At 43.0% G+C, this 26,167-nt stretch carries 24 protein-coding genes; 6 read left to right on the forward strand and 18 right to left on the reverse strand.

The window, feature by feature from the left end; translation table 11 throughout:
- Together ABXS85_RS09345 and ABXS85_RS09350 are read right to left on the reverse strand one after the other, a co-directional pair.
- Positions 1 to 1,398 (reverse strand): mannose-1-phosphate guanylyltransferase/mannose-6-phosphate isomerase, encoded by a 1,398-nt coding sequence (locus ABXS85_RS09345; RefSeq protein WP_353669746.1) that lies wholly within the window; start codon positions 1,396 to 1,398, stop codon positions 1 to 3.
- Positions 1,399 to 1,433: 35 nt separating this feature from the next.
- Positions 1,434 to 1,760: a MarR family EPS-associated transcriptional regulator gene (locus ABXS85_RS09350; protein ID WP_353669747.1), complete on the reverse strand. Its 327-nt coding sequence runs from the start codon at positions 1,758 to 1,760 to the stop codon at positions 1,434 to 1,436.
- A gap of 299 nt (positions 1,761 to 2,059) precedes the next feature.
- Here ABXS85_RS09350 and ABXS85_RS09355 point away from each other — a divergent pair, with 299 nt between their 5' ends.
- The 3 genes from ABXS85_RS09355 (at position 2,060) to dtd (ending at position 6,052) form a co-directional block, all read left to right on the forward strand.
- Complete coding sequence (locus tag ABXS85_RS09355; RefSeq protein WP_353669748.1) at positions 2,060 to 3,442, forward strand: MBL fold metallo-hydrolase; 1,383 nt, start codon at positions 2,060 to 2,062, stop codon at positions 3,440 to 3,442.
- A gap of 215 nt (positions 3,443 to 3,657) precedes the next feature.
- Positions 3,658 to 5,478, forward strand: coding sequence for a translational GTPase TypA (gene typA, locus ABXS85_RS09360; protein ID WP_353666260.1), 1,821 nt, complete (start codon positions 3,658 to 3,660; stop codon positions 5,476 to 5,478).
- A 139-nt stretch (positions 5,479 to 5,617) separates the two neighbouring features.
- The gene (gene dtd, locus ABXS85_RS09365; protein WP_353666261.1) at positions 5,618 to 6,052 is read left to right on the forward strand and encodes a D-aminoacyl-tRNA deacylase; all 435 of its coding nucleotides are present in this window, start codon (positions 5,618 to 5,620) and stop codon (positions 6,050 to 6,052) included.
- A gap of 48 nt (positions 6,053 to 6,100) precedes the next feature.
- On the opposite strand, the gene tatC is transcribed toward dtd, so the two are convergent.
- The 8 genes from tatC to ABXS85_RS09405 all read right to left on the reverse strand — a co-directional run bounded on the left by tatC (position 6,101) and on the right by ABXS85_RS09405 (position 12,596).
- Positions 6,101 to 6,871 (reverse strand): twin-arginine translocase subunit TatC, encoded by a 771-nt coding sequence (gene tatC, locus ABXS85_RS09370; RefSeq protein WP_353666262.1) that lies wholly within the window; start codon positions 6,869 to 6,871, stop codon positions 6,101 to 6,103.
- A gap of 21 nt (positions 6,872 to 6,892) precedes the next feature.
- Entirely contained in the window at positions 6,893 to 7,291 is a 399-nt protein-coding gene (gene tatB / locus ABXS85_RS09375) for a Sec-independent protein translocase protein TatB (RefSeq protein ID WP_353666263.1), read from the reverse strand.
- Positions 7,292 to 7,294: 3 nt separating this feature from the next.
- Positions 7,295 to 7,513, reverse strand: coding sequence for a Sec-independent protein translocase subunit TatA (gene tatA / locus ABXS85_RS09380; protein ID WP_353666264.1), 219 nt, complete (start codon positions 7,511 to 7,513; stop codon positions 7,295 to 7,297).
- A gap of 46 nt (positions 7,514 to 7,559) precedes the next feature.
- Positions 7,560 to 7,892: a phosphoribosyl-ATP diphosphatase gene (locus tag ABXS85_RS09385; protein ID WP_353666265.1), complete on the reverse strand. Its 333-nt coding sequence runs from the start codon at positions 7,890 to 7,892 to the stop codon at positions 7,560 to 7,562.
- A 16-nt stretch (positions 7,893 to 7,908) separates the two neighbouring features.
- The gene (gene ubiB, locus ABXS85_RS09390; protein WP_353666266.1) at positions 7,909 to 9,552 is read right to left on the reverse strand and encodes a ubiquinone biosynthesis regulatory protein kinase UbiB; all 1,644 of its coding nucleotides are present in this window, start codon (positions 9,550 to 9,552) and stop codon (positions 7,909 to 7,911) included.
- A gap of 2 nt (positions 9,553 to 9,554) precedes the next feature.
- On the reverse strand, positions 9,555 to 10,310 hold the full coding sequence (gene ubiE / locus ABXS85_RS09395) for a bifunctional demethylmenaquinone methyltransferase/2-methoxy-6-polyprenyl-1,4-benzoquinol methylase UbiE (protein WP_353666267.1): 756 nt from the start codon (positions 10,308 to 10,310) through the stop codon (positions 9,555 to 9,557).
- Positions 10,311 to 10,426: 116 nt separating this feature from the next.
- On the reverse strand, positions 10,427 to 11,959 hold the full coding sequence (locus ABXS85_RS09400; protein ID WP_353666268.1) for a GGDEF domain-containing protein: 1,533 nt from the start codon (positions 11,957 to 11,959) through the stop codon (positions 10,427 to 10,429).
- A 16-nt stretch (positions 11,960 to 11,975) separates the two neighbouring features.
- The gene (locus tag ABXS85_RS09405) at positions 11,976 to 12,596 is read right to left on the reverse strand and encodes a thiol:disulfide interchange protein DsbA/DsbL (RefSeq protein ID WP_353666269.1); all 621 of its coding nucleotides are present in this window, start codon (positions 12,594 to 12,596) and stop codon (positions 11,976 to 11,978) included.
- A 252-nt stretch (positions 12,597 to 12,848) separates the two neighbouring features.
- On the opposite strand from ABXS85_RS09405, the gene yihA reads away from it, so the two are divergent.
- On the forward strand, positions 12,849 to 13,493 hold the full coding sequence (yihA, locus tag ABXS85_RS09410; protein WP_353666270.1) for a ribosome biogenesis GTP-binding protein YihA/YsxC: 645 nt from the start codon (positions 12,849 to 12,851) through the stop codon (positions 13,491 to 13,493).
- On the opposite strand, the gene ABXS85_RS09415 is transcribed toward yihA, so the two are convergent.
- The 6 genes from ABXS85_RS09415 to ABXS85_RS09440 form a co-directional block, all read right to left on the reverse strand.
- Positions 13,490 to 15,190, reverse strand: a complete 1,701-nt coding sequence (locus ABXS85_RS09415; RefSeq protein ID WP_353666271.1) for an L-rhamnose mutarotase — start codon at positions 15,188 to 15,190, stop codon at positions 13,490 to 13,492. The two genes, yihA and ABXS85_RS09415, sit on opposite strands and share 4 nt — an antisense overlap.
- Positions 15,187 to 16,206: an ABC transporter permease gene (locus ABXS85_RS09420; protein WP_353666272.1), complete on the reverse strand. Its 1,020-nt coding sequence runs from the start codon at positions 16,204 to 16,206 to the stop codon at positions 15,187 to 15,189. The genes ABXS85_RS09415 and ABXS85_RS09420 overlap by 4 nt, the downstream gene beginning before the upstream one ends.
- 15 nt (positions 16,207 to 16,221) lie before the next feature.
- Entirely contained in the window at positions 16,222 to 17,229 is a 1,008-nt protein-coding gene (locus ABXS85_RS09425; protein WP_353666273.1) for an ABC transporter permease, read from the reverse strand.
- Positions 17,223 to 18,737, reverse strand: a complete 1,515-nt coding sequence (locus ABXS85_RS09430) for a sugar ABC transporter ATP-binding protein (RefSeq protein ID WP_353666274.1) — start codon at positions 18,735 to 18,737, stop codon at positions 17,223 to 17,225. Before ABXS85_RS09430 ends, ABXS85_RS09425 begins: the two co-directional genes overlap by 7 nt.
- Before the next feature lie 146 nt (positions 18,738 to 18,883).
- Positions 18,884 to 19,876, reverse strand: coding sequence for a rhamnose ABC transporter substrate-binding protein (gene rhaS, locus ABXS85_RS09435; protein ID WP_353666275.1), 993 nt, complete (start codon positions 19,874 to 19,876; stop codon positions 18,884 to 18,886).
- A 62-nt stretch (positions 19,877 to 19,938) separates the two neighbouring features.
- Positions 19,939 to 20,721 carry a DeoR/GlpR family DNA-binding transcription regulator gene (locus ABXS85_RS09440; RefSeq protein WP_353666276.1) on the reverse strand — a complete coding sequence of 261 codons (783 nt, stop codon included), beginning with the start codon at positions 20,719 to 20,721 and terminating at the stop codon, positions 19,939 to 19,941.
- Between the two features lie 240 nt (positions 20,722 to 20,961).
- Here ABXS85_RS09440 and ABXS85_RS09445 point away from each other — a divergent pair, with 240 nt between their 5' ends.
- Both ABXS85_RS09445 and rhaI read left to right on the forward strand, forming a co-directional pair.
- Positions 20,962 to 23,052, forward strand: a complete 2,091-nt coding sequence (locus ABXS85_RS09445) for a bifunctional rhamnulose-1-phosphate aldolase/short-chain dehydrogenase (RefSeq protein ID WP_353666277.1) — start codon at positions 20,962 to 20,964, stop codon at positions 23,050 to 23,052.
- 61 nt (positions 23,053 to 23,113) lie between these two features.
- Positions 23,114 to 24,406: an L-rhamnose catabolism isomerase gene (rhaI, locus tag ABXS85_RS09450; protein WP_353666278.1), complete on the forward strand. Its 1,293-nt coding sequence runs from the start codon at positions 23,114 to 23,116 to the stop codon at positions 24,404 to 24,406.
- A gap of 64 nt (positions 24,407 to 24,470) precedes the next feature.
- Here the strand turns inward: rhaI and ABXS85_RS09455 are convergent, their stop codons facing one another.
- Both ABXS85_RS09455 and ABXS85_RS09460 read right to left on the reverse strand, forming a co-directional pair.
- Positions 24,471 to 25,412 carry a pectinesterase family protein gene (locus ABXS85_RS09455; protein WP_353666279.1) on the reverse strand — a complete coding sequence of 314 codons (942 nt, stop codon included), beginning with the start codon at positions 25,410 to 25,412 and terminating at the stop codon, positions 24,471 to 24,473.
- 116 nt (positions 25,413 to 25,528) lie between these two features.
- Positions 25,529 to 26,167 (reverse strand): RpiB/LacA/LacB family sugar-phosphate isomerase, encoded by a 639-nt coding sequence (locus tag ABXS85_RS09460; RefSeq protein WP_353666280.1) that lies wholly within the window; start codon positions 26,165 to 26,167, stop codon positions 25,529 to 25,531.

Consider the following 26,167-nt stretch of genomic DNA (forward strand, 5'->3'; position numbering starts at 1 on the left):
TTATCGCCCATAACGATCGCTGAAGCGCACGATATCATCTTCGCCCAAATAACTACCGGACTGCACTTCCACCAGCTCTAGTGGTATTTTGCCTGGGTTTTCCAAAGCGTGAACCACACCGACAGGAATGTATGTGGACTCATTCTCGGTAAGTAAAATCTCTTGGTCGCCATTTTGTACTTTGGCGGTGCCAGATACCACCACCCAATGCTCTGCACGATGGTGATGCATCTGAACACTGAGTTTCTCTCCGGGCTTGACCATAATACGCTTTACTTGGTGACGATCACCCAAATCCACCGTTTCATAGGTTCCCCAAGGGCGATGCACCGTCGTATGGAACATATGCTCTTCGCGGTTTTCTTGTTTGATACGCTTCACGATTTTTTTAACGTCTTGGGCTTGGTTTTTATCCATGACCAAAACGGCATCAGCGGTTTCGACAATAACTAAATCTTTAACACCCACTGCGGCAATCAAACGGGACTCAGAACGAATCAAGGAATTGCTGGTCCCTTCCACCATCACATCACCTAACAGTACGTTTTGATTTTCATCTTTATCGGCATAGTCATACAAAGCATCCCAAGCCCCAATGTCACTCCAATCTCCCGTATAAGGCACCACTTTGGCTTTATGGGTCGGCTCCATGACAGCAAAGTCAATCGACTCTTCAGGACATTGTGCAAAGAGTTCTGCATCAATACGCACAAAATCCATGTCTTCATTGCGCTTTTCATAAGCTGCAATAACAGCATCTGCAATGTCTTTTCTATGAGTATATAATTCCGCTAGATAAGAAGCCGCTTGGAATAAGAACATGCCGCTGTTCCAAAGATACTCTCCCGAAGCTAAATAGCCTTGCGCGGTTTCAAAATCAGGCTTCTCAACAAACTCAGCAACTTGGTAATTTTCACCAGAACGAATGTAACCATAGCCGGTTTCAGGACGAGTTGGCTGAACCCCGAAGGTGACGAGAGCATCCTCTTTAGCAAGTTCTGCCGCTTTTAAAATACTGGTTTCAAACGCCTTAACATCGCGAATCACATGATCGGCAGGCAACACTAACATAAGCGCATCTTCGCCGTATTTTTGTTTCACTTCCAATGCTGCTAACTCAATGGCTGGCGCGGTATTACGACCTTCTGGTTCTAGTACAATGCTCGTTTGTTTAAAACCAATCGATTGCAACTGTTGCGCAATCAGGAATCGGTGATCCTCATTACAGACCACAATAGGATCGGAAACATCCAATGAGTGAGTGCGAAGTAGAGTTTGCTGCAGAAGGCTGTATTCTTGATCCGTAAAAGGCAAACACTGCTTAGGGAAATGCTCACGAGAAAGCGGCCAAAGGCGGCTACCAACACCGCCCGATAAAATTACTGGTATGATTTTCACTTTGTATCCTTGGCTATTTCCTAATTTTAATTAAGTTACTTTTTTGCAGACACCTCAAGACGAAGCTGTTCTATTTCTTTTTCCAGCGCCTCGTATTCAGCTACTTTTCTTTTCAAAAATTTCTTGGTTAGAGAAACTTTTTCCTCAATACCCTTTGGCGTTAAAAGGTACAAATAACCAACTTTATTGGTATTGTTTTTAAAGTTATCTACTTTGACTAGACCCTTTTCAATTAACGCTTTTAAGCAAAAGTTTGTTTTTCCTAAACTGATACCTAAACGCTTAGCCAACTCACGCTGACTGATGTCGGGGTCTTGCTCAAGCTCTTTTAAAATTTTCAAACGATACTCATCGATCGACACGAAGCAAGCCTTTTTAAAGTGTTAAGCAAACTAATCCCTAAAACAGGAAACTATGCGAATAATAGCGAACACCGTTCACAATGTGAACAATGCTAAAGCAATGTTTAGATATATGCAAAGAGGAATATTTGATTTTCCATACCCATTATGGCTTTCCATACCCACTTGGCTCCCCGGCATTTTTGGTTTAGTCTTTTAAACTGTCTGTGCGGTACAGGGATACTTATGCTAACGATCAAACACCACGGAGCAGTACGCGGGGTGACGGGTTCTTGTCACGAGTTGATGGTTGATGGTTGATGGTTGATGAGCAGAATTCCATTTTGGTTGACTGCGGTTTGTTTCAAGGAGCTGAGACATCTGGAATTGGGGCGAACACCAATCAACTAGAGATAGATTTTGACCTTTCTGCCGTTCGCGCTTTGGTGGTAACGCACGTTCATATTGACCATGTTGGGCGCATTCCTTATTTACTAGCTGCTGGCTTTGATGGGCCAATTTACTGCTCTAAGCCCAGTGCAAAATTATTACCTCTGGTGATTGAAGATGCCCTGAAAGTTGGCGTCACCCGCAACAAAAGCATTATCGACGCTTGTTTAGAGCGCTTAACAGATCAAATCGTCGCTTTGGACTATCAAGAATGGACTAAGGTGGTGGTTTCTTCCAACACTAAAGTGCAGTTAAGGTTGTCACGAGCAGGTCATATTTTGGGGTCGGCTTATGCGTCTTTCCGAGTCAGTAATGAAGCACTCAAGAACAAAACCAAAGACAAAGCGTATCATGAAGTAGTGTTTTCCGGTGATCTTGGAGCAACACACTCCCCTTTATTACCCGCTCCCAAATCCCCACATCATGCCGATCAATTGGTGATTGAAAGCACCTATGGCGACCGCAATCACGACGATAGAAGTAGCCGAGTCAATCGCTTACAGCAAAGCCTTGAACATGCATTAAGTGATTCAGGCACGGTATTGATTCCTGCTTTTAGTATCGGCCGAACGCAGGAGCTGTTGTATGAACTTGAATCTATTATCCATAAAAATCGACAAAAGCCCGTCAGCCATACGACATCTGGTAAGAAACTAGACTGGCAAGACATTGATATCATTGTCGATTCCCCTCTCGCCAATCGCTTCACTGAGGTTTATCAGTCATTAGCTCCCTATTGGGATGACGAAGCACAAAGCCGTCTAGCTGATGGCCGTCATTCTCTAGACTTTAAGCAAGTGACCACTATAGATGACCACGAAACTCACCTGCAAACTGTCGATTATCTTAAACGTCAGACACGACCAGCTATTGTGATCGCAGCATCTGGCATGTGCGCTGGCGGCCGCATTGTCAATTATTTAAAAGCACTATTAGGCGATGAGCGAAACGACATTCTTTTTGTGGGTTATCAAGCTATCGGCACACCTGGACGCGACATTTTAACTTACCACGACAAAGAAGATGGCTATGTAGAACTTGATGGTGAACGCTTTGCTATTAAAGCGCAGGTACAGCAAATTAGTGGCTACTCCGCCCATGCTGGACAAGAAGATTTATTGAACTTCATCCGCCGCATGCGCAGCCAACCAAAGCAAATTTATCTCGTCCATGGTGATGACAAAGCCAAGCAAGCCCTAAAAAAATGCATTAGAAAAGAGTTCAAAGGAATTAAGATCTTTGTGCCCGCATAAAATCACAAACTTTTGTGTCTCTACCTCCTCTCATTAAAGCGTTAATCCATACATAAAAATCAATTTATTTCGACACTTTAATGGGAAGTTCACAAAGATAAGGGTACAATTGCGCGAATTTTATCCCATATCAAGATCCGATGTGCTTGAAAGTCTGTTTCGCATGGGCGAAACGGCACTCCCATTTTGAGCCACGCTTATTACAGAGAAAGAAGATGTCTATTGATATTAGTAAGTTACGCAACGTTGCTATCATTGCACACGTTGACCATGGTAAAACTACGCTGGTTGACCAGCTATTAAGTCAGTCAGGTACACTAGATCGTAAAGATCAAGGTGCAGAACGCATCATGGACTCTAACGATCAAGAGAAAGAACGTGGTATTACCATCTTAGCAAAGAACACGGCAATTAAATGGAATGATTACCGTATTAATATCGTAGACACACCAGGACACGCCGACTTCGGTGGAGAAGTAGAACGCGTATTGTCTATGGTAGATTCAGTATTACTATTGGTTGATGCTGTCGATGGACCAATGCCACAAACTCGCTTCGTAACCTCTAAAGCCTTTGAGCGAGGTCTAAAGCCTATTCTTGTTATCAACAAGATTGACCGTCCAGGTTCTCGTCCTGACTGGGTTATGGACCAAGTATTTGATCTGTTTGACAGCCTTGGCGCTACGGAAGAACAGTTAGACTTCCCTGTTATCTATGCCTCTGCCTTAAACGGTATTTCTGGTGATGATCCAGAAGACATGTCAGATAACATGGAACCTTTGTACCAGATGATCGTTGATAACGTTCCTGCACCTGAAGTTGATCCTACTGCTGCTTTCCAAATGCAAGTTTCTGCCTTGGATTACGATAGCTACGTTGGTGTTATTGGTATCGGCCGTATCACTCGCGGCACCTTGAAGCCGAACCAACAAGTTGTGGTGAAATCTTCTGATGGCAAAGAACGTAAAGGTAAAGTCCTAAACGTAAAGGGATACCATGGCCTTCAGCGCGTCGACACAGAGCTAGCATCCGCTGGTGACATAGTCTGTATCACAGGTATCGACGGCCTTAGCATTTCCGACACATTATGTGATCCTGACCATATTGAAGCTCTACCAGCATTAAGTGTTGACGAGCCAACAGTAAGCATGACTTTCTTGGTAAACGACTCTCCATTTGCAGGTAAAGAAGGTAAGTTTGTCACTTCTCGCAATATCAAAGAACGTTTGGATCAGGAATTGATTCATAACGTAGCACTGCGTGTGGAGCAAGGCGATACACCAGATAAATTCATCGTTTCTGGTCGTGGTGAATTGCATTTATCTGTATTGATCGAAAACATGCGCCGCGAAGGTTTCGAGCTCGGTGTGTCTCGTCCTGAAGTAGTTCAAAAAGAAGTAGATGGGCAAATCCAAGAACCGTTTGAGCAAGTGGTGATTGACGTAGAAGAACAACACCAAGGTTCAGTGATGGAAGAGCTTGGTTTGCGTAAAGCAGAAATGACCAACATGGAGCCAGATGGCAAAGGTCGCGTTCGTCTTGAGTTCGTCGTACCCTCACGTGGTTTGATTGGTTTCCGCGGTCTATTTCTAACCCTTACCTCCGGCTCTGGTATCATGACCAGCGTATTTGATCACTACGGTCCAGTAAAAGACGGTGAAGTATCCAGCCGTCAAAATGGTGTTTTGGTCAGTATGGTTAAAGGTAAGACCTTGTCTTACGGTCTTTACAACCTGCAAGATCGTGGTCGCCTGTTTATGGGTCATGGTGAAGAAGTGTACGAAGGCCAGGTCATTGGTATTCACTCACGCTCAAACGACCTAGTGGTCAACCCGACCAAAGCGAAACAATTAACTAACGTTCGTGCCTCTGGTACAGACGAAGCTTTGACGCTAACGCCACCAATTCGTCATACTCTTGAGCAAGCGCTTGAGTTCATCGAAGACGATGAGTTAGTGGAAGTCACACCAGAAAGCATTCGTATTCGTAAAAAACTATTAACGGAAAATGAGCGTAAACGCGCTGGCCGTAAATAAAATTTTACTTTCTGTTCCATATGAAGTGAGCAGATGCGAAAGCGAGCAGCAGCAAATAAGCCTTTTGGCTTAGGAGCGACAAAAGCGCCTTAGGGCGCTTTTGTTTTATCTAGTAGACCAAACAGTAGGACAAACAAAGATGAAAGTATTGGTACAAAGAGCATTGAATGCCAGTGTCACTGTCGAGGGCCAAGTGGTTGGCGCCATAGATCATGGACAACTCGTTTTAGTTGGCATTGAAAAAGGCGATAGCGAAGCCGATACTCAGCGTTTGGCCGACAAGTTACTAAAATACCGCATGTTCAGTGATGAAGATGGCAAGATGAATCTAAATGTCCAACAAGTGAGTGGTGGCATCTTGCTGGTCTCGCAATTCACCTTAGCTGCAGAAACCAAAAAAGGCTTGCGCCCTGGTTTTTCTAGTGCTGCATTACCAGCTGAAGGAGAACGATTGTTCAATGATTTTGTAGAAAAAGTACGCGCTCAATACGACAAAGTGGCCACAGGACAGTTTGGCGCGGACATGAAAGTGGCTTTCATTAATGACGGGCCAGTCACTTTTATACTGGATTAATAGGGTGTTGACTGACCATTTCGACGAGTAGTTAGCTTTAAAAAGACTTTAAGATTCAGAAACTTGCGAACTGTCCTGTTGCTCTTCTTCGTTATCTTGGTTTTTTACTGTTCGTCCCGCCAACAAACCTAATTCAAACAACATCCACATAGGAATGGCTAGCAAGGTTTGCGAAAAAATATCCGGTGGCGTGATAAGCATCCCGATAACGAAACAACCTAAGAAAATATAAGGACGCTTTTTCGACAGTTTGGCAACCGTAGTCACTCCTGCCTTAATCAGCAAATAGGTAGCAACAGGGATTTCAAAGGTCACACCGAACGCAAAAAAGAGTTTCAAAACGAAATTTAAATACTGATTAATGTCTGTCATAACAGTCACTTCACTAGGCCCTACACTGGTGAAGAAACCAAAAATAAGTGGCAAAACCACAAAATAAGCAAACAAAATTCCTAAATAAAACAATAGAATACTAGAAATCAGCAGAGGAATAGCGATCTTTTTTTCGTTCTTATACAAAGCCGGGGCGATGAAAGACCAAGCTTGAAATAGGGTGTAAGGCACTGATAACAAAACCGCAACAGCAAAGGTCAGCTTTAGTGGAGCCAAAAAAGGTGAAGCCACTTCTGTGGCAATCAGCGAGCTACCTTCTGGCAGCAGCAAGCGCAGAGGTTCAGACACCATAAGGTAAAGATCATTGGCGAAGTAATACAAGCCAACAAACAAAACAAGAATTGCCAATACGGATTTTAATAATCGATTGCGCAACTCAACCAAATGTGTGACTAATGGAGCTTGATGGGAAGCGTCTGTACTCATAAAAGCTTAGCGTATTACCTCTTAACCACTGACTTTATTCTGCTGAGATGAATCGGATTCGACAGCATTTAGCTCATTTAAAGCATTATTTTCTGATTTTTTATCTTCTTCTGCAGGAACTTTTTCAGCCACTGGCTCAGGACTAGCATCAGTTAGCGCTGTTTCAGGCAGTGGTGTAATGGCATTTTGAATGGCCCGCTCTTCTTGTAATATTCGCTTATTGGATTCGGCAATTTTTTGTTGCATCTCTTCATTATCAAGCTGAGCGTTTATCTCACGTTGTACCGAGTTAATGCTACGACGAATTTTACGCACCCAAAGCCCTGCCGCTTTGGCGGCATGGGGCAAACGCTCTGGTCCTAGTATCAATAGGCCAACAACAAAAACGACCAATAATTCCGAAAAGCCAATATCGAACACGACTTATGCACTCTTATCGTCTTTTTTGGCCTCACCATCGATGACTTTCTGTTGAGCCGTTTTATTGCTCTCGTCATCACCATCTTTATCAACCGCTTCTTTAAAGCCTTTGACAGCTCCACCTAAATCAGAGCCTAAATTTTTCAACTTTTTCGTACCGAAAATAAGCACAAGGATGGCTAATACGATAAGAAGTTGCCAAATACTGATTCCGCCTAACATAACTTTTCTCCTGCTTATTCATTTTTACTGCGAATCGTTTTTTACGTTATTTCGTTCTACTGGCTTTTTCTTCTAAGCCAGACAAATTAAATCGACGTGCTAATTCATCCAGTATAGCATCAGGACCAATGTCCAAATGAGACAACATGACTAATGTATGAAACCAAAGATCTGCAGTTTCGTACACTAGATCCGATTTGTCACCAGACACAAGCGCATCTTTCGCTGCAATAATTGTTTCAATACTCTCTTCACCAACTTTTTCAAGGATCTTATTTAATCCTTTGGCATGCAGGCTAGCGACATAAGAAGAATCTGCTGAAGCGGTTTTGCGTTGCTCTAACGTGGCGGCTAACTCCGCCAAAACATCGGTTTTCATTATAGTCTCTCAAATATTACGGTTTTAAGACAAGTAAATACAGACCCAATATAAACAATCCAATACTGGCTATATCCAGATGTCGCAATTGATCAAGTGTATCTGGCTGTGTCGCCAACCAAGCCGCCCCTAAACTGAACACACCCAACAAACGAAAAGGCCAACTTTTACGGCGTTGTTTAAGCTCTTGCGTTAACTGTTTAATCTCGTCTGTTTGCGCTTGCATACGCTCTTCTTGATGAGACAATTGTGTTAATGCACTAAAGACCAAATTGGGTATTTGTGGCAAATGCCCTGCCCATTGTGGTGCTTGCTTACGAACTTCTTCCATCACGCGTTTAGGGCCCATTTGTTCGCGCATCCACTTTTCCAAAAAAGGTTTAGCCGTGACCCACAAATCCAAATCAGGATACAACTGACGTCCCAAACCTTCGATGTTTAATAAGGTTTTTTCCAGTAACACTAACTGGGGCTGCACTTCCATATTAAAACGACGCGCAGTTTGGAATAAGCCAATCAACACCTGACCAAAAGAAATGTCTTTCAATGGTTTGGCAAACATGGGTTCACAAACACTGCGAATGGCCGATTCAAAAGCGTGTACAGGTGTGCCTTTAGGAACCCAACCACTTTCCACATGCAACTCTGCCACTAAGCGATAATCACGTCGGAAAAACGCCAATAAATTACGCGCCAAATAACTTTTATCTTCATCATCTAAGCTGCCCATTATGGCGCAGTCAATGGCAATGTATTTAGGTTTGTCTGGATTACTCGGATCAACGAAAATGTTACCAGGGTGCATGTCGGCATGAAAAAAACTGTGCGAGAATACTTGTGTAAAAAATATCTCCACACCTCGCTCTGCCAAACATTTCATGTCGACCTTAGCCTTATTAAGCGCAGCAATGTCTGCCACAGGAATGCCTGAAATACGCTCCATGACCATCACATTACGATGGCAATAATCCCAATAGACTTGTGGCACATACAGTAATTCGGAATCAGTAAAATTTCGCTGTAGCAAACCTGTGTTGGCAGCTTCTTTGGCCAAATCCAACTCATCTAAGATGGTGTATTCGTAATCCGTTACTACTTCAATGGGGCGCAGACGACGACCATCTTCACTCACTTTCGCAACAAAATACGCCAAACTGTAAAGCAAACTAATGTCTTTACTAATAGTTAATTCGATTTTAGGACGAATCACCTTTACCACCACAGCTTCACCGCTATGTAATGTGGCTGTATGCACCTGAGCAATGGATGCTGACGCCAAAGGCGTTTCGGAAAACTCAGCAAAGAGCTGATCAATTGGCGCTTTTAAATCCCGCTCGATAATGGCTTTTGCAATTTGTCCGGAAAACGGCGGCACTTTATCCTGAAGTTTAGCCAACTCATCTGCTAAATCATCATCTAACAAATCCCGACGGGTGGATAGGATTTGTCCAAACTTAACAAAGATGGGACCAAGAGATTCCAATGCCAAGCGCAAACGTTCACCACGATTTTTACTAGCGTGTTTACGACCAATCGAGCACACCACGCCTAAACTGTAGCGTATGTACCAAGGCAAAAGATGAAAGGGAATAAAAACATCCAGACGAAAGCGCACCACGGTATAAAAGATACGCAAAAAGCGAAACACACTGGTGAACATAGTTAGAATTTAAATCCTTTATGAAGTGCCACAATGCCACCCGTTAAATTTTGAAAACTGGTTCGCTCAAAACCAACATCATCCATCATGCTTTTTAGTGTCTCTTGATCTGGGTGCATACGAATGGATTCGGCCAAGTAACGATAGCTGTCCGCATCATTGGCAATTAATTTGCCCATCGCAGGCAGTAGTCGGAAAGAATATTGATCATACACTTTTGATAAGATTTCAGATTCTGGCTTGGAGAACTCCAATACCAATAAACGACCACCCGGCTTTAACACACGATACATGGATGCCAAGGCCTTAGATTTATCCGTCACATTACGCAAACCAAAGGCGATGGTAATGCAATCAAAAGTATTATCAGGAAAAGGCAACTCTTCTGCATTAGCTTGAACAAATTTAACATTACCCACCACACCTTGATTGGCCAGCTTGTCACGACCTACCTTAAGCATAGAATCGTTAATATCAGCCAAAACAACCTGTCCTTCACTGCCAACAAGACGAGAAAATTTCAGTGTCAAATCCCCTGTACCACCAGCGATATCGAGAACTTTATTACCCGCACGAACACCAGACTGACTAATGGTATGACGCTTCCAAAGACGATGAATTCCACCCGACATAAGATCGTTCATTATGTCGTACTTGGCTGCTACAGAGTGGAACACCTGCGCCACCGCTTGCACTTTTTCATCGGTAGGGATTTCTTTGAAACCAAAGTGGGTGGTTTTGTTTTGCTCATCTTGCATAAATTCATCCTAACAAACTGCTGGCAAACCAAACTAAAGGGTCGCGCTGGATATGTTTAAACTGCTATTGGACGGTATTGTACCTGTCGTAGCCAGAGGCTGGTACTGATATTCGTCTATTTTTCTGCCACCACACGGTTTCGTCCTGTTTCTTTGGCTTGGTACAAGTGTTTATCGGCGCGCTCAAATAAGCTTTCGGGGGATTCTTTCGGTTTGTGCTCTGCTATTCCAATGGACACAGAAATGGACACAGGCTCACCCTGCATATTAAAAGGTGTTTTCTCAACCGTTTGACGAATCACCTCAGCACGCTCTATGGCTTTGTTAAGAGAGGTATTTGGAAACACAATAACGAACTCTTCACCACCATAGCGAAAAACCAGATCTTCTTTTTCCAACACAGTGCGGATTTGTTTTGGTACTAAACGTAGCACTTTATCACCCGCCAAGTGGCCCCAAGTATCATTTACCTTTTTAAAGAAGTCGATATCACATACCGCCAAGCAAAGCGGCTTCTTGGTTTTTTGCATTACTTGACACAAAGGTAAGATAGCGTCTTGATAAGCAGTACGATTAGGCAACTCAGTCAGAGCATCTGTCATCGCCTGAGCCAACTTTTCTTGTAACATAGAACGCAAGGAAGCAGAGTCTTTTTCCATACGCGTCACTTTATTTTTTAATGCGGTAATTGATTGAGTGGCTTCTTTTTCCTGTTCCTGCATACGTGAGCGGTATTCTGACATGGTGCTTGAAATACTGCTCAAGCGCTCATCTATTAGATTCTTTAGACCGTCTAAATCATTGATTCCTCGAACAGCTACACTGGTGTCTTCTACCTGTTTCTGTAATTTAGAATTGAAGCCCTCACGACTTTCAGAGAGGGATTTTTGTGATTGATAACTGCTGGTAACCGAAGCATTAATACTGGCCAGTTGTTTGTTTAATTCATTAAGGTATTTAGTAAGGCTTTCCTGAGTTTTACCAATGGCAATCATCACTAATGCGATGACTTCATCAAGTAAAGTAGGCAATTGCTCAAGATTGCTATTGCCTGTTAATGCTTGTTTTAAGCTATTCATTTCATCTTGATAATGTTTCGGTAATGACAAATTATCAATCAAACCCGCCAGTGTATGACTGATCTGCTCCATGATGGCCTGATCGTTCACCACATCACCTTGATCAGTTTTATTGCGGTTAAACAAGCGTTTTAGTAATGAGCTTTTTTCATTGACCGTATCACTAGTCTGACTGAAGGTTTGTTGAGCCAACTCTAGAAATAGCTTGAGTAAATTAGGCCACTCATAAGGCAATTGCCATTTACTGCGAATTTCATATTCCAGTTGCTTTTTGAGTGGTGCAGGAAGCGGCTGATGGGCATTTTTATCCAATACATCGATCAAACTCTGCAAACTGGCTCTCACCAGCTTGGCTCGTTCTTCTTGGGCTTTATCACTGGTAAGTAATAATGGTTCAGCTTGATTAAGAAGCTTTTCTATCTCGTTAGCATCCACTCCTTTAGTAATGCTCTGCCGAATTTGACGGACAACGGAATCAAGCTCGGGATAATTCCCTTCTGCGAGCATGCTGGTTCTTGAAACTGCCTTACGTAAAACTTCAATCAACTTGTCGCTAGATGATCCCGCCATACCACCTCATCTCATATTATTTCTGACGTTCTTTGTCGATTAGGAAATCGACCACTTTGAAAATATTCTCATTGCCATTGGCTGTTTGAGCCGACACCAAATATTTGCCATTCACAATAATGCCCGGTACGCCACGTGCACCATAAGCTCGGATTTTAGCGTCCGCTTGACTTAAACGGCTATTAACGGAAAACGAATCGAATAATTTGCGGAAATCGTCTTCATTAACACCGTAATTTGCAAAAAACTCAGCCAAATCGTCTTCTGAGTTTAGACGACGATGCTCAACATGGATAGCATTAAACAAATCTGCACGCAGTTTATCTTCTACACCCAAGATATCTGCAATGTAATAGGCTTTTGCATGAGCAAGCCAACCACGGCCAAATACTGCTGGCATGTATTGAAAATCCACATCGGCTGGCAGGTCTTTTTTCCACGCCTGAACCAATGGCTCAAGGGCGTAACAATGCGGGCAGCCATACCAGAAGATTTCGGTAACTTCGATTTTATTTGGATCATTGGTGCGTACCGGATTTTTAATCTCAGTATAGCCATTACCATCAGTGTAACCGGCAGCCATCGCCGTTAATGGCATCAAAAGTGAAAAAAGCAGAGCTGTAAACAGCTTTTTCATAACAAACTCCTAACCGTATAAATGAAACTTTTAGAAACATCATGCACTTAAAGATAAAAGACTTCGATGCTACGCAACCTGATTGGTTCTACCTTTTCAGCAAGTTTACACAAAACTTACAACAATGGGGCCTTCTAAAGCCAACCAAATGCCTTTTACATGGCAACTTAGGGCGTTTGCTGGCATCATATGCAGCTTAAATCTGACATCTGATAATGTATTAAAAACAACCCAACGGCAAACAGCAATTTTATGACTCCTTACGACTCCATTTTTCAATCGGCTTATTTCATTAAAAGTGCGGAGAAGCTTTCCCAATGTCCGCTTGATCAAGGGGTAGAAGTGGCTTTCGCAGGTCGCTCTAACGCAGGCAAATCTACTGCTCTTAATACTCTAACGAGTCAGAAAAAATTAGCTCGCACATCAAAAACCCCTGGACGAACTCAGTTAATCAACTGTTTCGGACTGAATCTAGATGACAGACGCTTGATCGATTTACCCGGTTATGGCTTTGCAAAAGTGCCTATCGAGATGAAAAAAGTCTGGCAAGCGCATATGCAAGATTACTTAATGAACCGTCGTTCATTAAGTGGTGTGGTGTTGGTGATGGATATTCGACATCCTTTAAAAGAATTTGATGAAATGATGCTAGATTGGGCAAAAGCCAATGGTATGAAGGTACATGTATTGCTCACCAAATCCGACAAGCTTAAACGCGGCCCTGCCAAATCCACCATGCTATCCATCAAACGTGTTCTCAAAGAACAAGGCATCGATGGTTCCGTACAAACTTTCTCGGCGCTCAATGGTGATGGTGTAGACGATTTACGTCTCAAGTTGGCACAATGGCTAGTACTTGATAACCCGGAAGAGATCCCCGTTTCTCCAAATGCCTAATGGTACTTAGTTTTCAATAAATCTCGCCATTGTTGTCTGTAGAGATTCAACAAAGGTCTTAATTGAACGTCTTGAGTAACGAGGCTCAAACGCCCTTTCAGTTTTAGACCTTTATTTGATAACAAGGCTGCGCCTCCTGATGTTCCTGTTACGTCTCTGGAGGCATATATTTCATTATTTACTCGCATACTGGCTAATAAAGTCAGAAAATGCGCGTTGTTACTAAATGCCCCTTCCACGATAACCGTTTCACTCGAATCCATTTCATCTAAGCAATAATCTGTCATTAAGGCGACATATATGTCTGCAAGAGCAGATCTCTGCTCCTCAGTAAGTTCGATATCTCGATCAATAATATAGCCATTTCGCTCTTTAAAAGGACCGCCGCCCTCTGCAAAAGATGGCATTGCCATCACTCCATGCTCAAGTATAAAGCTAATATCTTCGGAACAAGCCGGGTGACTGGTACGCAAAGCCTCCCACTCTCGCCCCCCCATAAATCTCATGGTGGGCGTTGCTCTACCAAACGCATCTACATTAGCCAACATGTCTTTCTTTTCACAAAGAGAATCAAGTTCACCATTAATAGTTGCCAAAACAGTCCAGGTACCACTGGAAATAACGGTTAATTTTTCGCGGGGCTGACCAAGATATGGCACTAAAGAGGCGTTAGAATCATGAATGCCATTAAAAATCACACAATTTAGCGGTAATCCTAATGCTTCTGCTAACTCAGGTAGAATCGTTCCTAATTTGGCTCCCGTTTCTAATAAATCCGGAAAAAGGTGATGCCAATTCTGCTCATCACATAATGATGAATATTGGCAACTGGTGGGGTTCCACAAATCCGTATGACATCCTAACGACGTGACTTCAGAAACTTTCACTCCGGTAAACTTGTATCCCCAATATTGTGGATAAAGCAATAAAGAGTCCACCATTGAAAAGGAATCAGGGTATTTATTTTGCAGCCAATATAACTGTGCGCCAAGATTCAAACCCAGTGGTAAATGAGGGCTATAAGTTTCACTATATAGAGGACGAATCTGCCTATATTCCTCTTTTAACTCTTCAATAGCCTGATATTCATAATCTAATATTGGCATCGCCAATTTATTTTCCGATAAACAGGCAATGGTTGCTCCATGGGTTGTGATCGCAATACTGTTGACTTCAAATTGTTGAGAAAGCTCTCTAAATGTTGTTTGAATCCATTGCCAAATAAGCGCTTCATTCACATGAGGATAAGGAGGTTGATCAAGAACTTGATTTGTCGTCTTTGCAATATGCAGCAATGCTCCGGATTGACTATCCATAAGACAAATCTTGATATTAGTCTTACCTATATCCAAAACCGCCACGACTCGCTTTCTCTCGGACGTCATTAAATTAAAACAAAACATTTCCCTTAGCGGATCTGCAACAGGTTCAAAAGAAGAAGCTTTGGTTTGCATAATATCCGCCATATATTCCCACCAGCGTTGCATTACTGGATGTGCCGCTAAGGCCTGTGTATCAAGTTGATCTGCATCAAACGAAGCAAATAAACAATTCGTCTTCTGATCAAAATGAATGTAATAATTTTCCAGCCCTTGCTGCATCAAGTGTTCAGCTAATTCTGGCCATAGCTCGTCATGACGTTTTTTGTACTCATTCTCGCAACCTGGGTTTAAGTACATTACAGAAGCATACCTCATGACTGGTGCACCTCTTTTTTGCTCAAACGATTTTTATAGAAAGAGATAAGAGCAGGCAAACTCACAACCGTAATCAACATCACACCAACAATGATAGTCATCACAATGCCTGGAATATTCAACAACCCCATTCCAAAAGTCACCATACCCATTAATACCGCCGCCAAGACTACGCCACCAATAGTACCGCTGCCCCCGAGAATGCTTACACCACCCAATACAACCATGGTAATAATGCTGAGTTCCCACCCCATTGCGATACTTGGGCGTGTGCTGCCTAAACGAGATGTTAATAACACCGCAGCAATGCCAGACATAACGCCAACTAAGGTAAACAGAATTAAGCGATGTTTATCGACTTTTATACCTGAATAATATGACGCTGTCGGATTATTCCCTATAGCATAGGTGTATCGGCCAAAGGTGGTACGATGTAACAACCAATAAAACAGCAAGGCAAATAAAACCAATAACAACAGCTCAAACGAGAACACCCAATACACATAACCCTGCCCAAAAAATTCAAAGCCATCTGGATAATCACGAACCACTTGATCACCCAAGAGTATGTAACTAATGCCTCGGAACAAACTCATGGTACCAATTGTGACCACAATGGACGGGATCTTAAATTGCGTCACCAAAACGCCATTAAACAAACCACAAGTAGCCCCCACTAACACTCCCACCAATACCACCATATAAATAGGTGCCCCCATCTGCGCTACTAAGCCCATTAAGGTGCTGGAAAGTGATATGATGGCCGCCACAGAAATGTCGATTTCTTTGGCAATAATCAACATTGCCATCGGTAAAGCGATTAAGGCTTTTTCGGTAAAGTTAAAGGTCGCATCTGATAAATTCCATGGGTCTAGAAAGTAAGGTGATAAATAGGAGTTCATCACGCATACCAGAAAGACAATCAGAATTAAGAAGGCCTCCCAACGCAAGAGCGCTTGTAACCTACTCGTTGAAAGGGCATCTGGTGTTGTGGATTTTTTTATTATTGTGTCCATATAAAACTCTTTCTTTTAATGTGATTGTGCCGACAGGGAAGTGGAAGCTTGATCCGGTTTACGCAAGATAATGCGCGCTTTCTCTTTATTCGATGAGGCATTCGCAATAACGGCAATAATGATAACAGTGCCTGAAATGGCCATTTGCCAAAAAGGCGAGACACCAATAATCGGTAAAGCATTATTCACCACACCGATAAAGAGTGCTCCAATCACACAGCCGATGACAGAACCTAACCCGCCAACAATGCTGACACCACCAATTACACATGCGGCAATGACCTGCAACTCAAATCCATTTGCCACATCCACATAAGCCACAGCAAAACGTGAGACCCAAAAATAGCCACACAACCCCGCTAAGGTTCCAGACACTAAAAACCCGTAAAATTGCACTTTACCTACGTTTACCCCAGAATAAAAAGCCGCCATTGGATTACCGCCCGCAGCATAGAAATTGCGCCCCCATACACTGAATTTCATCGTCCAGAAAGCCAGAATAATCAGGGCTATTGCTGTCCAGCACAATACAGGTATCGACAAAACCTCATAACGAGGCAGCCCAATAAAAGATTCACTCATTTGGTGAGAATTCACCCAAGCCCCATCCGATAACAAAAATGTCGCACCACGATAAATACTCATGGTGCCAAGGGTAATGACTATGGAAGGGACTTTTAATAACCAAACAAACAAACCATTGATGGCTCCTAAAAAAGCCCCCACTACCAAAGATAAGAGAATCAAAAAAGCCATATTGATGTCAGGAAACGCCTGATTCACCATTGCCACCAGCATACCGGTAAAGGCCACATTGGCCGCAACGGAAAGGTCGATACAACGGGTCAATATCACCAGCATTTGACCTAACGCCAGCATGATCAAAATGGCGGTATCGTTAAAAATACCAATACTGTTCGAGAGGCTAATAAAGTCTGGACTAATCGCCCCGACACTAAAAAACATCGCCAATACAATCAGGCTCAATATGCCTTCGCGAGAATAAACAAACCGCTTTAACATGCCAAACTACCTCCGGTCGCCATGGCAACCACCTTTTCTGGTGTGGCGTCCAGCCGTGACAATTCACCAACTATTAAACCTTCGTTCATGACCAAAACTCGGTCTGACATGCCCAAAATTTCTGGTAATTCGGACGACACCATAATCACCGACAAACCAGCTTCTACCAGCTCAGACATAAATTCATGTACGGCGGCTTTCGAGCCGATATCGATCCCCTTGGTTGGTTCATCCAGAATGATGACTTTAGGATTGGTAGCAAGCCATTTGGCAATCACCACCTTTTGTTGATTCCCACCGGACAAATTCATGACTTTCTCATTCCAACTAGAGGCTTTTACTTGTAAACGCTCACAATATTGACGAGCCAAGCGCATCTCACTTTCTTGATCTATTTGACCTTGTTTCACTAAGCCTTTCATTTGCGGCAAACTGACGTTCTGATAAATGGGCAATTCCAGCACGACACCTTGTTGCTGGCGCTCTTCTGGCACATACACAATTCCATTATCTATAGCTTCCTTAGGTGAGTGAATGGTCACTTCTTCTCCATTCATTTTGACGCTACCAGAAAGATATTGAGTGGTGCCAAACAGGGCTTGCATCACTTCAGTCCGCCCCGAACCCACTAGACCATAAACACCAAGGATTTCACCTTTTTTCAAACTGAAACTGATGTTGTCGAACTCGGTGGCATGACACAAATGACTCACTTCTAACAATGTTTCGCCTATCTCTACCTGTTTTTTCGGATAAGTGGCTTCGATACTTCGGGCTACCATCATCTCGACTAAGGCCGCTTCATTAGTATCCTCAATGAGTCCTTCTGCTACGTAACAACCATCACGAAATACCGTGTATCGATCCGCCAAGGTAAAAATTTCATCAAATTTATGAGTAATAAAGAGTATCGCTTTCCCTTGTTGTTTTAGGGTATTCACGAGTTCATACAATTCTTGAATCTCATGGTGAGACAAGGCCGCCGTTGGCTCATCTAAGATCACTACTTTGGCATCAATAGACAAAGCACGGGCAATCCCCACCATGTGCTTCTGGCCAATGCTCAGTTCTCTTAAGATTTGCCTTGGATCTATTTCAGCTTTGATTGCAGACAATATTTCTTCGGAACCTGTAAACATTGAAGGCCAATCAATGGCTAAGTGTCGAGCAAACCGTCCCTTTTTCATCGGATAATTACCAAGAAAAATATTCTCTGCCACCGTTAAATCATCAAACAAAATGGTTTCCTGATGAATCGCTGTAATGCCCAAAGCATGAGAATCATGAGGAGAATGAAACTGTACAGGCTGGCCGTTAAAGATAATCTCCCCACCATCAGGCTGATAAATGCCCGTCATGGTTTTCACTAGGGTCGATTTACCCGCGCCATTTTCTCCAATCAGTGCGGTAACTTGACCGGGGTAAAGGTGAAGATCAACACCATCCAGTGCTTTCACACCAGGAAAAATCTTACTCACCTTTTTCAGGCTAAAAATTGCATCGTTCATAACGGCTGCTCTTATTGTTATTCATTATGAAATTTGTGAATGAGTTATCGCCTCATCCTAGGTCTCTCTCTTGTATGCTCAAAGAGAAAAGACAAACTTTCCAGCTCCCAGTTCAATAGGGAGGCTGGAAAGACGTTTCGAGCCAACTAGAAAATAGAAGAGAATTGATCAACGTTAGACGCGTCGTAAACAAAAGGTTTTGCCATCGCACCGTCACCATTGCTGTCAACTTCAAGTGTTCCCATACGTCCCATTGGCACTTGAGTTTTGCTACCCTCACCTTTTACCAGATTGTAAGCAAGCATAGTGGCCGAGTAACCTAGATCAATTGGATTCCAAATGGCGAAACTGTGAATGGCGCCACTCTGTACATGGCCCGCTAATTCTGAGGGCAAACCTAACCCTGTGACATAGACTTTACCAGTCAAACCCATGTCACTCACAGCTTGTGCTGCCGCCAAGATACCTACTGTGGTAGGTGCTACGATGACGTCTAGGTCTGGATAATTTTTAATCAAAGCGGTTGCTTCACGGAAACTTTTATCCGCCAAGTCATCACCATAAACCGTATCAACCAATGTTAAATTAGGGAATTTACTAAGAGACTTTTTCATTTCATCAATCCAGATATTCTGGTTGGTCGAAGTAGGGGTCGCACTTAGGATGGCAAAAGTACCTGAAGATTTGCCTTTCACTTTAATGGCATCAGCGGCAAGTTGTACGTTCATTTCGCCAATCAAACTATTACTAGAAGGGTTTAGATGAATTTGTCGACCGGCTTTACCAACACCTGAATCCCAAGAAATGACTTTAATACCACGTTGTTGAGCTTTTCTTAGGGAGGGCACTAAAGCATCAGCATCGTTTGCTGACACAGCAATGGCATCAACACGTTGAGCGATTAAAGAATTGATGATTTCAATCTGGCCTTCCGCCGTGGTTGACGTTGGGCCTGTATATATAATTTCAACATCGCCAAGTTCTTTGCTGGCCTCTTCCGCGCCACGATAAGCCGCTTCAAAAAAGCCAATTCCCAAAGCCTTTACTAAGAGCGCAACGCGAACCTGATCGGCAGCATACGCACCAGAAGTAAATAAAGTAGCACAAGCCAGCAACACAGTGATGAGTTTCGTTTTCATAATTATCTCCAAGAGCGCGCTCATCACCACACAATCAGATATTGCCAAGTATGAGACGCGGTTTATTGTTTTTGTTTTTCCACTATGATCAAACGACAACCTGCCGATTGAATCACTTCTTTACTCTTGTTATCTATGCCATCGTCTGTAATGACGATGTCTATTTGAGACAGAGGACAAATGACCATACTTGATCGGTTTTGAAACTTTGAACTATCAACCAAAAGCACCCGCTGATTGGCTCGATTGATCAGTTTCATCACCGCTTGTACGATTTGCGGATCTGTCTCCATTACACCATGAGAATTCACACCATATGCACCGATAAAAAGAATGTCTGCGTAGGTATGATTGGAAATATCACTCGGAAACGGACTCAAAATAATGTTCTGTTCCCGGTGAATTTTTCCACTCGGCACTGTGACGCTACATTTGCTCTTTTTTATCAATTGATCCGCAATCGAAAACGAGTTCGTCAACACTTGTAACTTCAAACTTCGCATATACTCAGACATAGCCGCGGTGGTTGTCCCACCACTGATCATAATCGACATATTGTCCGACAATAATTCTACGGCCGCTTTTGCTATGCTCCGCTTTACCTCCATATTCATCGTTTGACTGACTGAATATGGTCGCCCAAGCAAACTGACATCCGAAGGTGGATTGATGGCCTCAGCCCCTCCTCGCACTCGTCGCAACTTTCCTTCCTGATCTAGAGAAGCAATGTCCCTTCGCACTGTAGCTTCGGATGCACCTAGCACATCTGCTAGGTGCGTCACCGTCACAATGGGTCGAGCCTCTACTTCTGACAGGATAACTCTGTGCCTTTCAATTTCGTGCATTGATCATCCTCGGTATTCAATATAATTAATTTTCAATCATTATCAAGCAAATTTAATCAAATTATAGAAATAAAAGATAAATAATGCTTGATAATGATTGTTTTTGTTTTAGTATGAAAGCTATCGATCATTCTAACCCGCTGGTTGTGCATAACAAAAATAAAATTTAAGTCTGCGTTTTATCTGCCTATTCGAACAAGACTCTAGGCCAATAAACGAGACAATACTTGAGGTTAAACCATGTCTACTAATTTACTAGCCAATCTTTGGAACGATGCGGATGCGTCCCTAATGTCTGAGCCAGAATTATTGCAATATCGATCAAACTTGCTTGGTTCTGACATGCGCGTGACGAATTACGGTGGCGGCAATACCTCAGCCAAACTTCAAATGAATGACCCACTGACAGGACAAACTACTTCTGTTTTGTGGGTCAAAGGCTCTGGAGGGGATATTGGCTCCATGGGGCTGGAAGGTTTCTCAACACTTTATATGGATAAACTGAATCAGCTTTTGCCACTTTATCGTGGTGTCGAATTTGAAGACGAAATGGTCGCGTATCTTCCCCATTGTACATTCAACCTGAATAGCAGAGCGGCAAGTATCGATACGCCTTTGCATGCCTATTTGCCTTATCTGCATGTTGACCACCTGCATCCAGATGCAGTAATTGCTATTGCTGCAAGCAAAAATAGCCAACAACTTACAAAGGAAATTTTTAACGGTGAAATTGGCTGGCTTCCTTGGCGCCGTCCTGGATTCCAACTGGGCATGGACTTACATAAAATTGCCACGGAGAATCCACATCTGAAAGGTGTGGTACTTGAAAGTCACGGACTATTTACCTGGGCTAACGATAACAAAGAATGCTACCTCAATTCATTAAACATCATTAACAAAGCACAAAGCTGGTTAGAACAAAAAAGTGCTGGCAAAGCCACATTTGGTGGCGAACGATTTACCTCTTTGTCTGAAGACAAGCGTCGTCAAGTTGTTGCCCGCTTAATGCCACTGATTCGCGGCAAAACCAGTAAAAAACAACGTCAAATTGGTCACTTCAATGCTTGCGATGAAGTACTACAGTTTGTTAACTCTATGGATTTGGATCGTCTGGCAAAATTAGGCACTTCTTGTCCAGATCATTTCTTACGAACCAAAATCCGCCCTTTTGTGGTGGCTTATGACCCTCAAAAAGATAACTTGGATGAAGTCATCAAGTCCCTAGATAAAAGCTTGGCTGATTATCGTGATGACTACGCCGGGTACTATCAACGCTGTAAACACGACAACAGTCCAGCCATGCGCGACCCAAACCCTGTCATTTATTTGATTCCAGGGGTCGGTATGTTGTCCTTTGCAAAAGACAAAGCCACAGCACGAATTGCCGGTGAATTTTACGTGAATGCCATTAATGTAATGCGCGGCGCCGATAGTGTTAGTGAATACGTTGGCTTACCTGAACAAGAGGCCTTTGATATTGAATATTGGCTGTTAGAAGAAGCAAAATTGCAGCGTATGCCGAAGCCCAAATCCTTAGCGGGTCACATTGCCTTGGTCACAGGCGGCGCTGGTGGCATTGGTTTAGCAACCGCAAAACGACTCGCAACAGAAGGTGCCAACATCGTACTGATGGACATTGATGAAGAAGCATTGACCGTTGCTAAAAATGAATTGTCCAACGAATTTGGCAAAGATTGCGCTGCAAGCATCAAAATGGATGTGACTCAGGAAGAGGATGTTGTTCAAGCAGTAAAACACTGTGCTCTTGCGTTTGGCGGCTTGGATATAGTGGTCTCCAATGCTGGCATTGCCTCTTCTGCCCCGCTAGAAGAAACCTCGCTTGAACTATGGAATAAAAATCAAAGCATTTTATCAACAGGGTATTTCCTAGTTGCACGAGAAGCCTTTAGCTTGCTTAAACAGCAAAACATGGGCGGCAATATGGTGTTTATCGCCAGTAAAAATGGTTTGGTTGCCTCTGCCAATGCTAGTGCCTATTGTGTCGCTAAGGCAGCGGAAATCCAGCTTTCTCGATGTGTTGCGCTTGAAGGCGCACCTCTTGGCATTCGCTCTAACGTGGTAAACCCCGACGCGGTTCTGCGCGGTTCAAAAATCTGGACCGGTAAATGGAAAGAAGAGAGAGCAAGTGCTTATCAACTGTCAACAGATGATCTGGAAGAGCACTATCGTCAACGCAGTATGTTAAAACTGAACGTGCTACCAGAGGACATTGCAGAGGCCATCTACTTCTTTGCCTCAGCCGCCTCTGCTAAGTCCACTGGCAACATTCTTAATGTGGATGCGGGTCACGCGCCATCCTTTACTCGCTAACACATTAATAAATAACATTGAACAAGAACCGACTAAATAAGAAAGATAAAAGGATTCGATCATGACTCTATTAATTGATCAAAACTTGTTACAAGAACAAAACACTAAAACAGCATCGGCACTAAACACAGATTACAACGCACTTGCAGAGAAGTTAGGCCGTTCAGGTATTCAAATTGACACCATCTTAGAGCAAGCAAAACAGTTTTCAGTCGCCCTTCCTTCTTGGGGCGTCGGCACAGGCGGAACTCGTTTCGCTCGCTTTCCAGGCCAAGGTGAACCTCGTAATATTTTTGAAAAGCTCGATGATTGCTCAGTTATTCAGCAACTTTCTCAAGCCACACCAGCAGTCTCATTACACATTCCTTGGGACAGACCAAAGGACCCAAAGGAACTACGACAATATGCTGAGCAATATGGCCTGCATTTCGATGCAATGAACTCCAATACGTTCCAAGATCAAATTGGTCAGAAGGAGTCATATAAATTTGGTAGCTTGACACACACCAATAAAGCAGTGCGTGAACAAGCCATTGCTCATAACATTGATGTGGTGGAATTGGGTCAAAAACTTGGATCGAAAGCACTAACTGTCTGGGTAGGAGATGGTTCTAACTTTCCGGGTCAACAGGATTTCAAAAACAGCTTTAGTCATTATTTAGACAGCATCAAGACGGTTTATAACAGCTTACCTAATGATTGGAACATGTTGCTAGAACATAAGATATTTGAGCCAGCCTTTTACTCAACTGTGATTCAAGATTGGGGCAGCAACTATCTGGCCGCCAAAGAAACCGGCGAACGCTGTTTATCCTTGGTGGATTTAGGGCACCATGCGCCAAACGTTAATATAGAAATGATCGTTAGTCGGCTAGCACAATTTGGTAAGTTAGGTGGTTTCCACTTTAATGACAGTAAATACGGCGATGATGATTTAGACAGCGGGTCAATCAATCCCTATCAGTTGTTCTTAATTTTCAACGAATTAACCAACATACGCGCTCAAAATCCTGCTTACAGCCCTTTCTATATGTTGGATCAGTCGCACAATGTAACCGATCCCATAGAGAGTCTGATGTACAGTGCAGCTGAAGTACAACGTGCTTTTGTAAAAAGCTTACTTGTCGACCGCCAAGCACTATCTCAGTATCAAGAAGATAATGACCCCATGATGGCACAAGCTACTCTAAAAGCAGCATATAACCTAGATGTCGAGCCAATACTGCAAATGGCCAGACAACAAAAAGGTGGAGCCATAGACCCCATTGCATGTTATCGACACAGTAAATATCGCCAAAGATGTGCTAAGCAACGTCCTATTGACCCAAATTCAAGCGGATCAGGCATAGTGTAACAGGAGAAATTAAATTGCCTGGAAAGTACTAACCTCTACTATTTCAGGTTCACAAATACGAAATTTAGGCTCTGCGTTGTGCTCCCGGGCCGGTATTATTCCTCTCATAAAATCTTGCGTCGGTGTCTGGATAAAAAAAGCGTTTGTCGCCGTTTTTATCCAGACCATGCATCTTATCCCAACCATAGATATGATCATCCAAATAACACTCAATAAAAGCGGCATAGCCTATCGCATCAGGATCAGCATAACGGCCATCATGGAAATCTTTGGTCGGATGCCAAGGCCGACCTAATGCATAAGAACCCACTTTAACATCAATATTTTCACGAACAACACTACATCGTAGAAAAACCAAACCAACTTCATTTAGCTTTGAAGTACTGGGTGCTGACACATAACCCATTACCTTTGAGGTGGTTGGGTACGCCTTACAAACCAACTCACACTTTTCAAATAACGCATGGCCTGAACCAAATATAAAATCTATGTTGCCTTTAATCACACACTGCTTCAGCTGACTTTTTCCGCCTAAGGTACAAAAAGTATCTTGAAAACTATCAAGGCACAGGTGTTCAAGCTGAATATCTTTACTATTTTCCGTTAACAATAAAGCAACCGCTTGAGGGTGATGAATTTTAGTTGAGTCAGAAACTTGTTTTTTGACATTGGCGATATAATCCCAACGATTTGAGATGCTAAGGTGCTTTACAGAGACTTGCTGAGCATTTATTGCAACAATTCGACTGCCAAGTGTACTCACCAGTTTCCCTGAATCTTTCAGCATACCGGCACATATAGATTCATAAATATGAGTTTTGTCTTTTCCCGCACCTATGATCTCAACATGATCTCGCGAGATAGAAAAAGACTCTTGGTACTCTCCTGCCGCCAGATAAATACGATATAAAGAATCATCTTGTGGCGCTGCATCCAAAGCCTGTTGGATCGAAGTAAATGCTCCCATCTTGGCTTTTGGTGATACCCAAGCATGATAATTTTCCATCGCTTAACCTCGCAGTCGTTTGATGTTATTCAACAAAGCGCACCATCAACTAAAAAAGGAAGGACAAATGCCCTTCCCTTTTAAATTCTGATCCAAGGATTTGAAATCGCTAGTCGCTATTCTATTAAAGAGCGAACATAGGCTTCAATTTCAGGACTTTGTCCATTTTCAAACAAGCACTGCTGGAAACGCTTGCCTGTTACAGCCGTTGTCACTAGCTCTGGATCCATGGCTTTTAGGGTATCAAGGTAATTATCCTTCATTGTTGCGGCTTTTACTTGGTTCAAAATACCCGCATTACGAACCTGAGGTTCTTTACGTTCAACTGGATACCCTTCACCACGCGGCCCTGTAAAGGCTTTCTCAAAAATGTAACGTGCGTTTAATTCCGCTGCCCAACCAAAGCCTTTAGCAAACGCCATCGCAATGGCATTGCCATTATTAATTTGATTAAACAAAAAGGCGTCCGAAGGCTCCAAGCAATATCCACATACCACACCAGGATGTGCATTTAGAGACATCATGGCACCTTGACCCGTCCCACAGCCCGCAACGACAAAATCGACCGCTTTGGCATTAAGTAAAATGCTGGCCATAATACCAAGGTGAATGTAGGTAAGATGATGATCCTTTTCATCGCTCATACCCACGTTATAGACATCATGATTCAAGCCGCCTGCAACATCATTTAATTGCTCAAGAATGATTGCATTCTTGCCGGCCTGGCTGTTTTCCATCATTAGTGCAATTTTCAT

The organism is Marinomonas sp. THO17, assembly GCF_040436405.1.
GTDB lineage: Bacteria > Pseudomonadota > Gammaproteobacteria > Pseudomonadales > Marinomonadaceae > Marinomonas.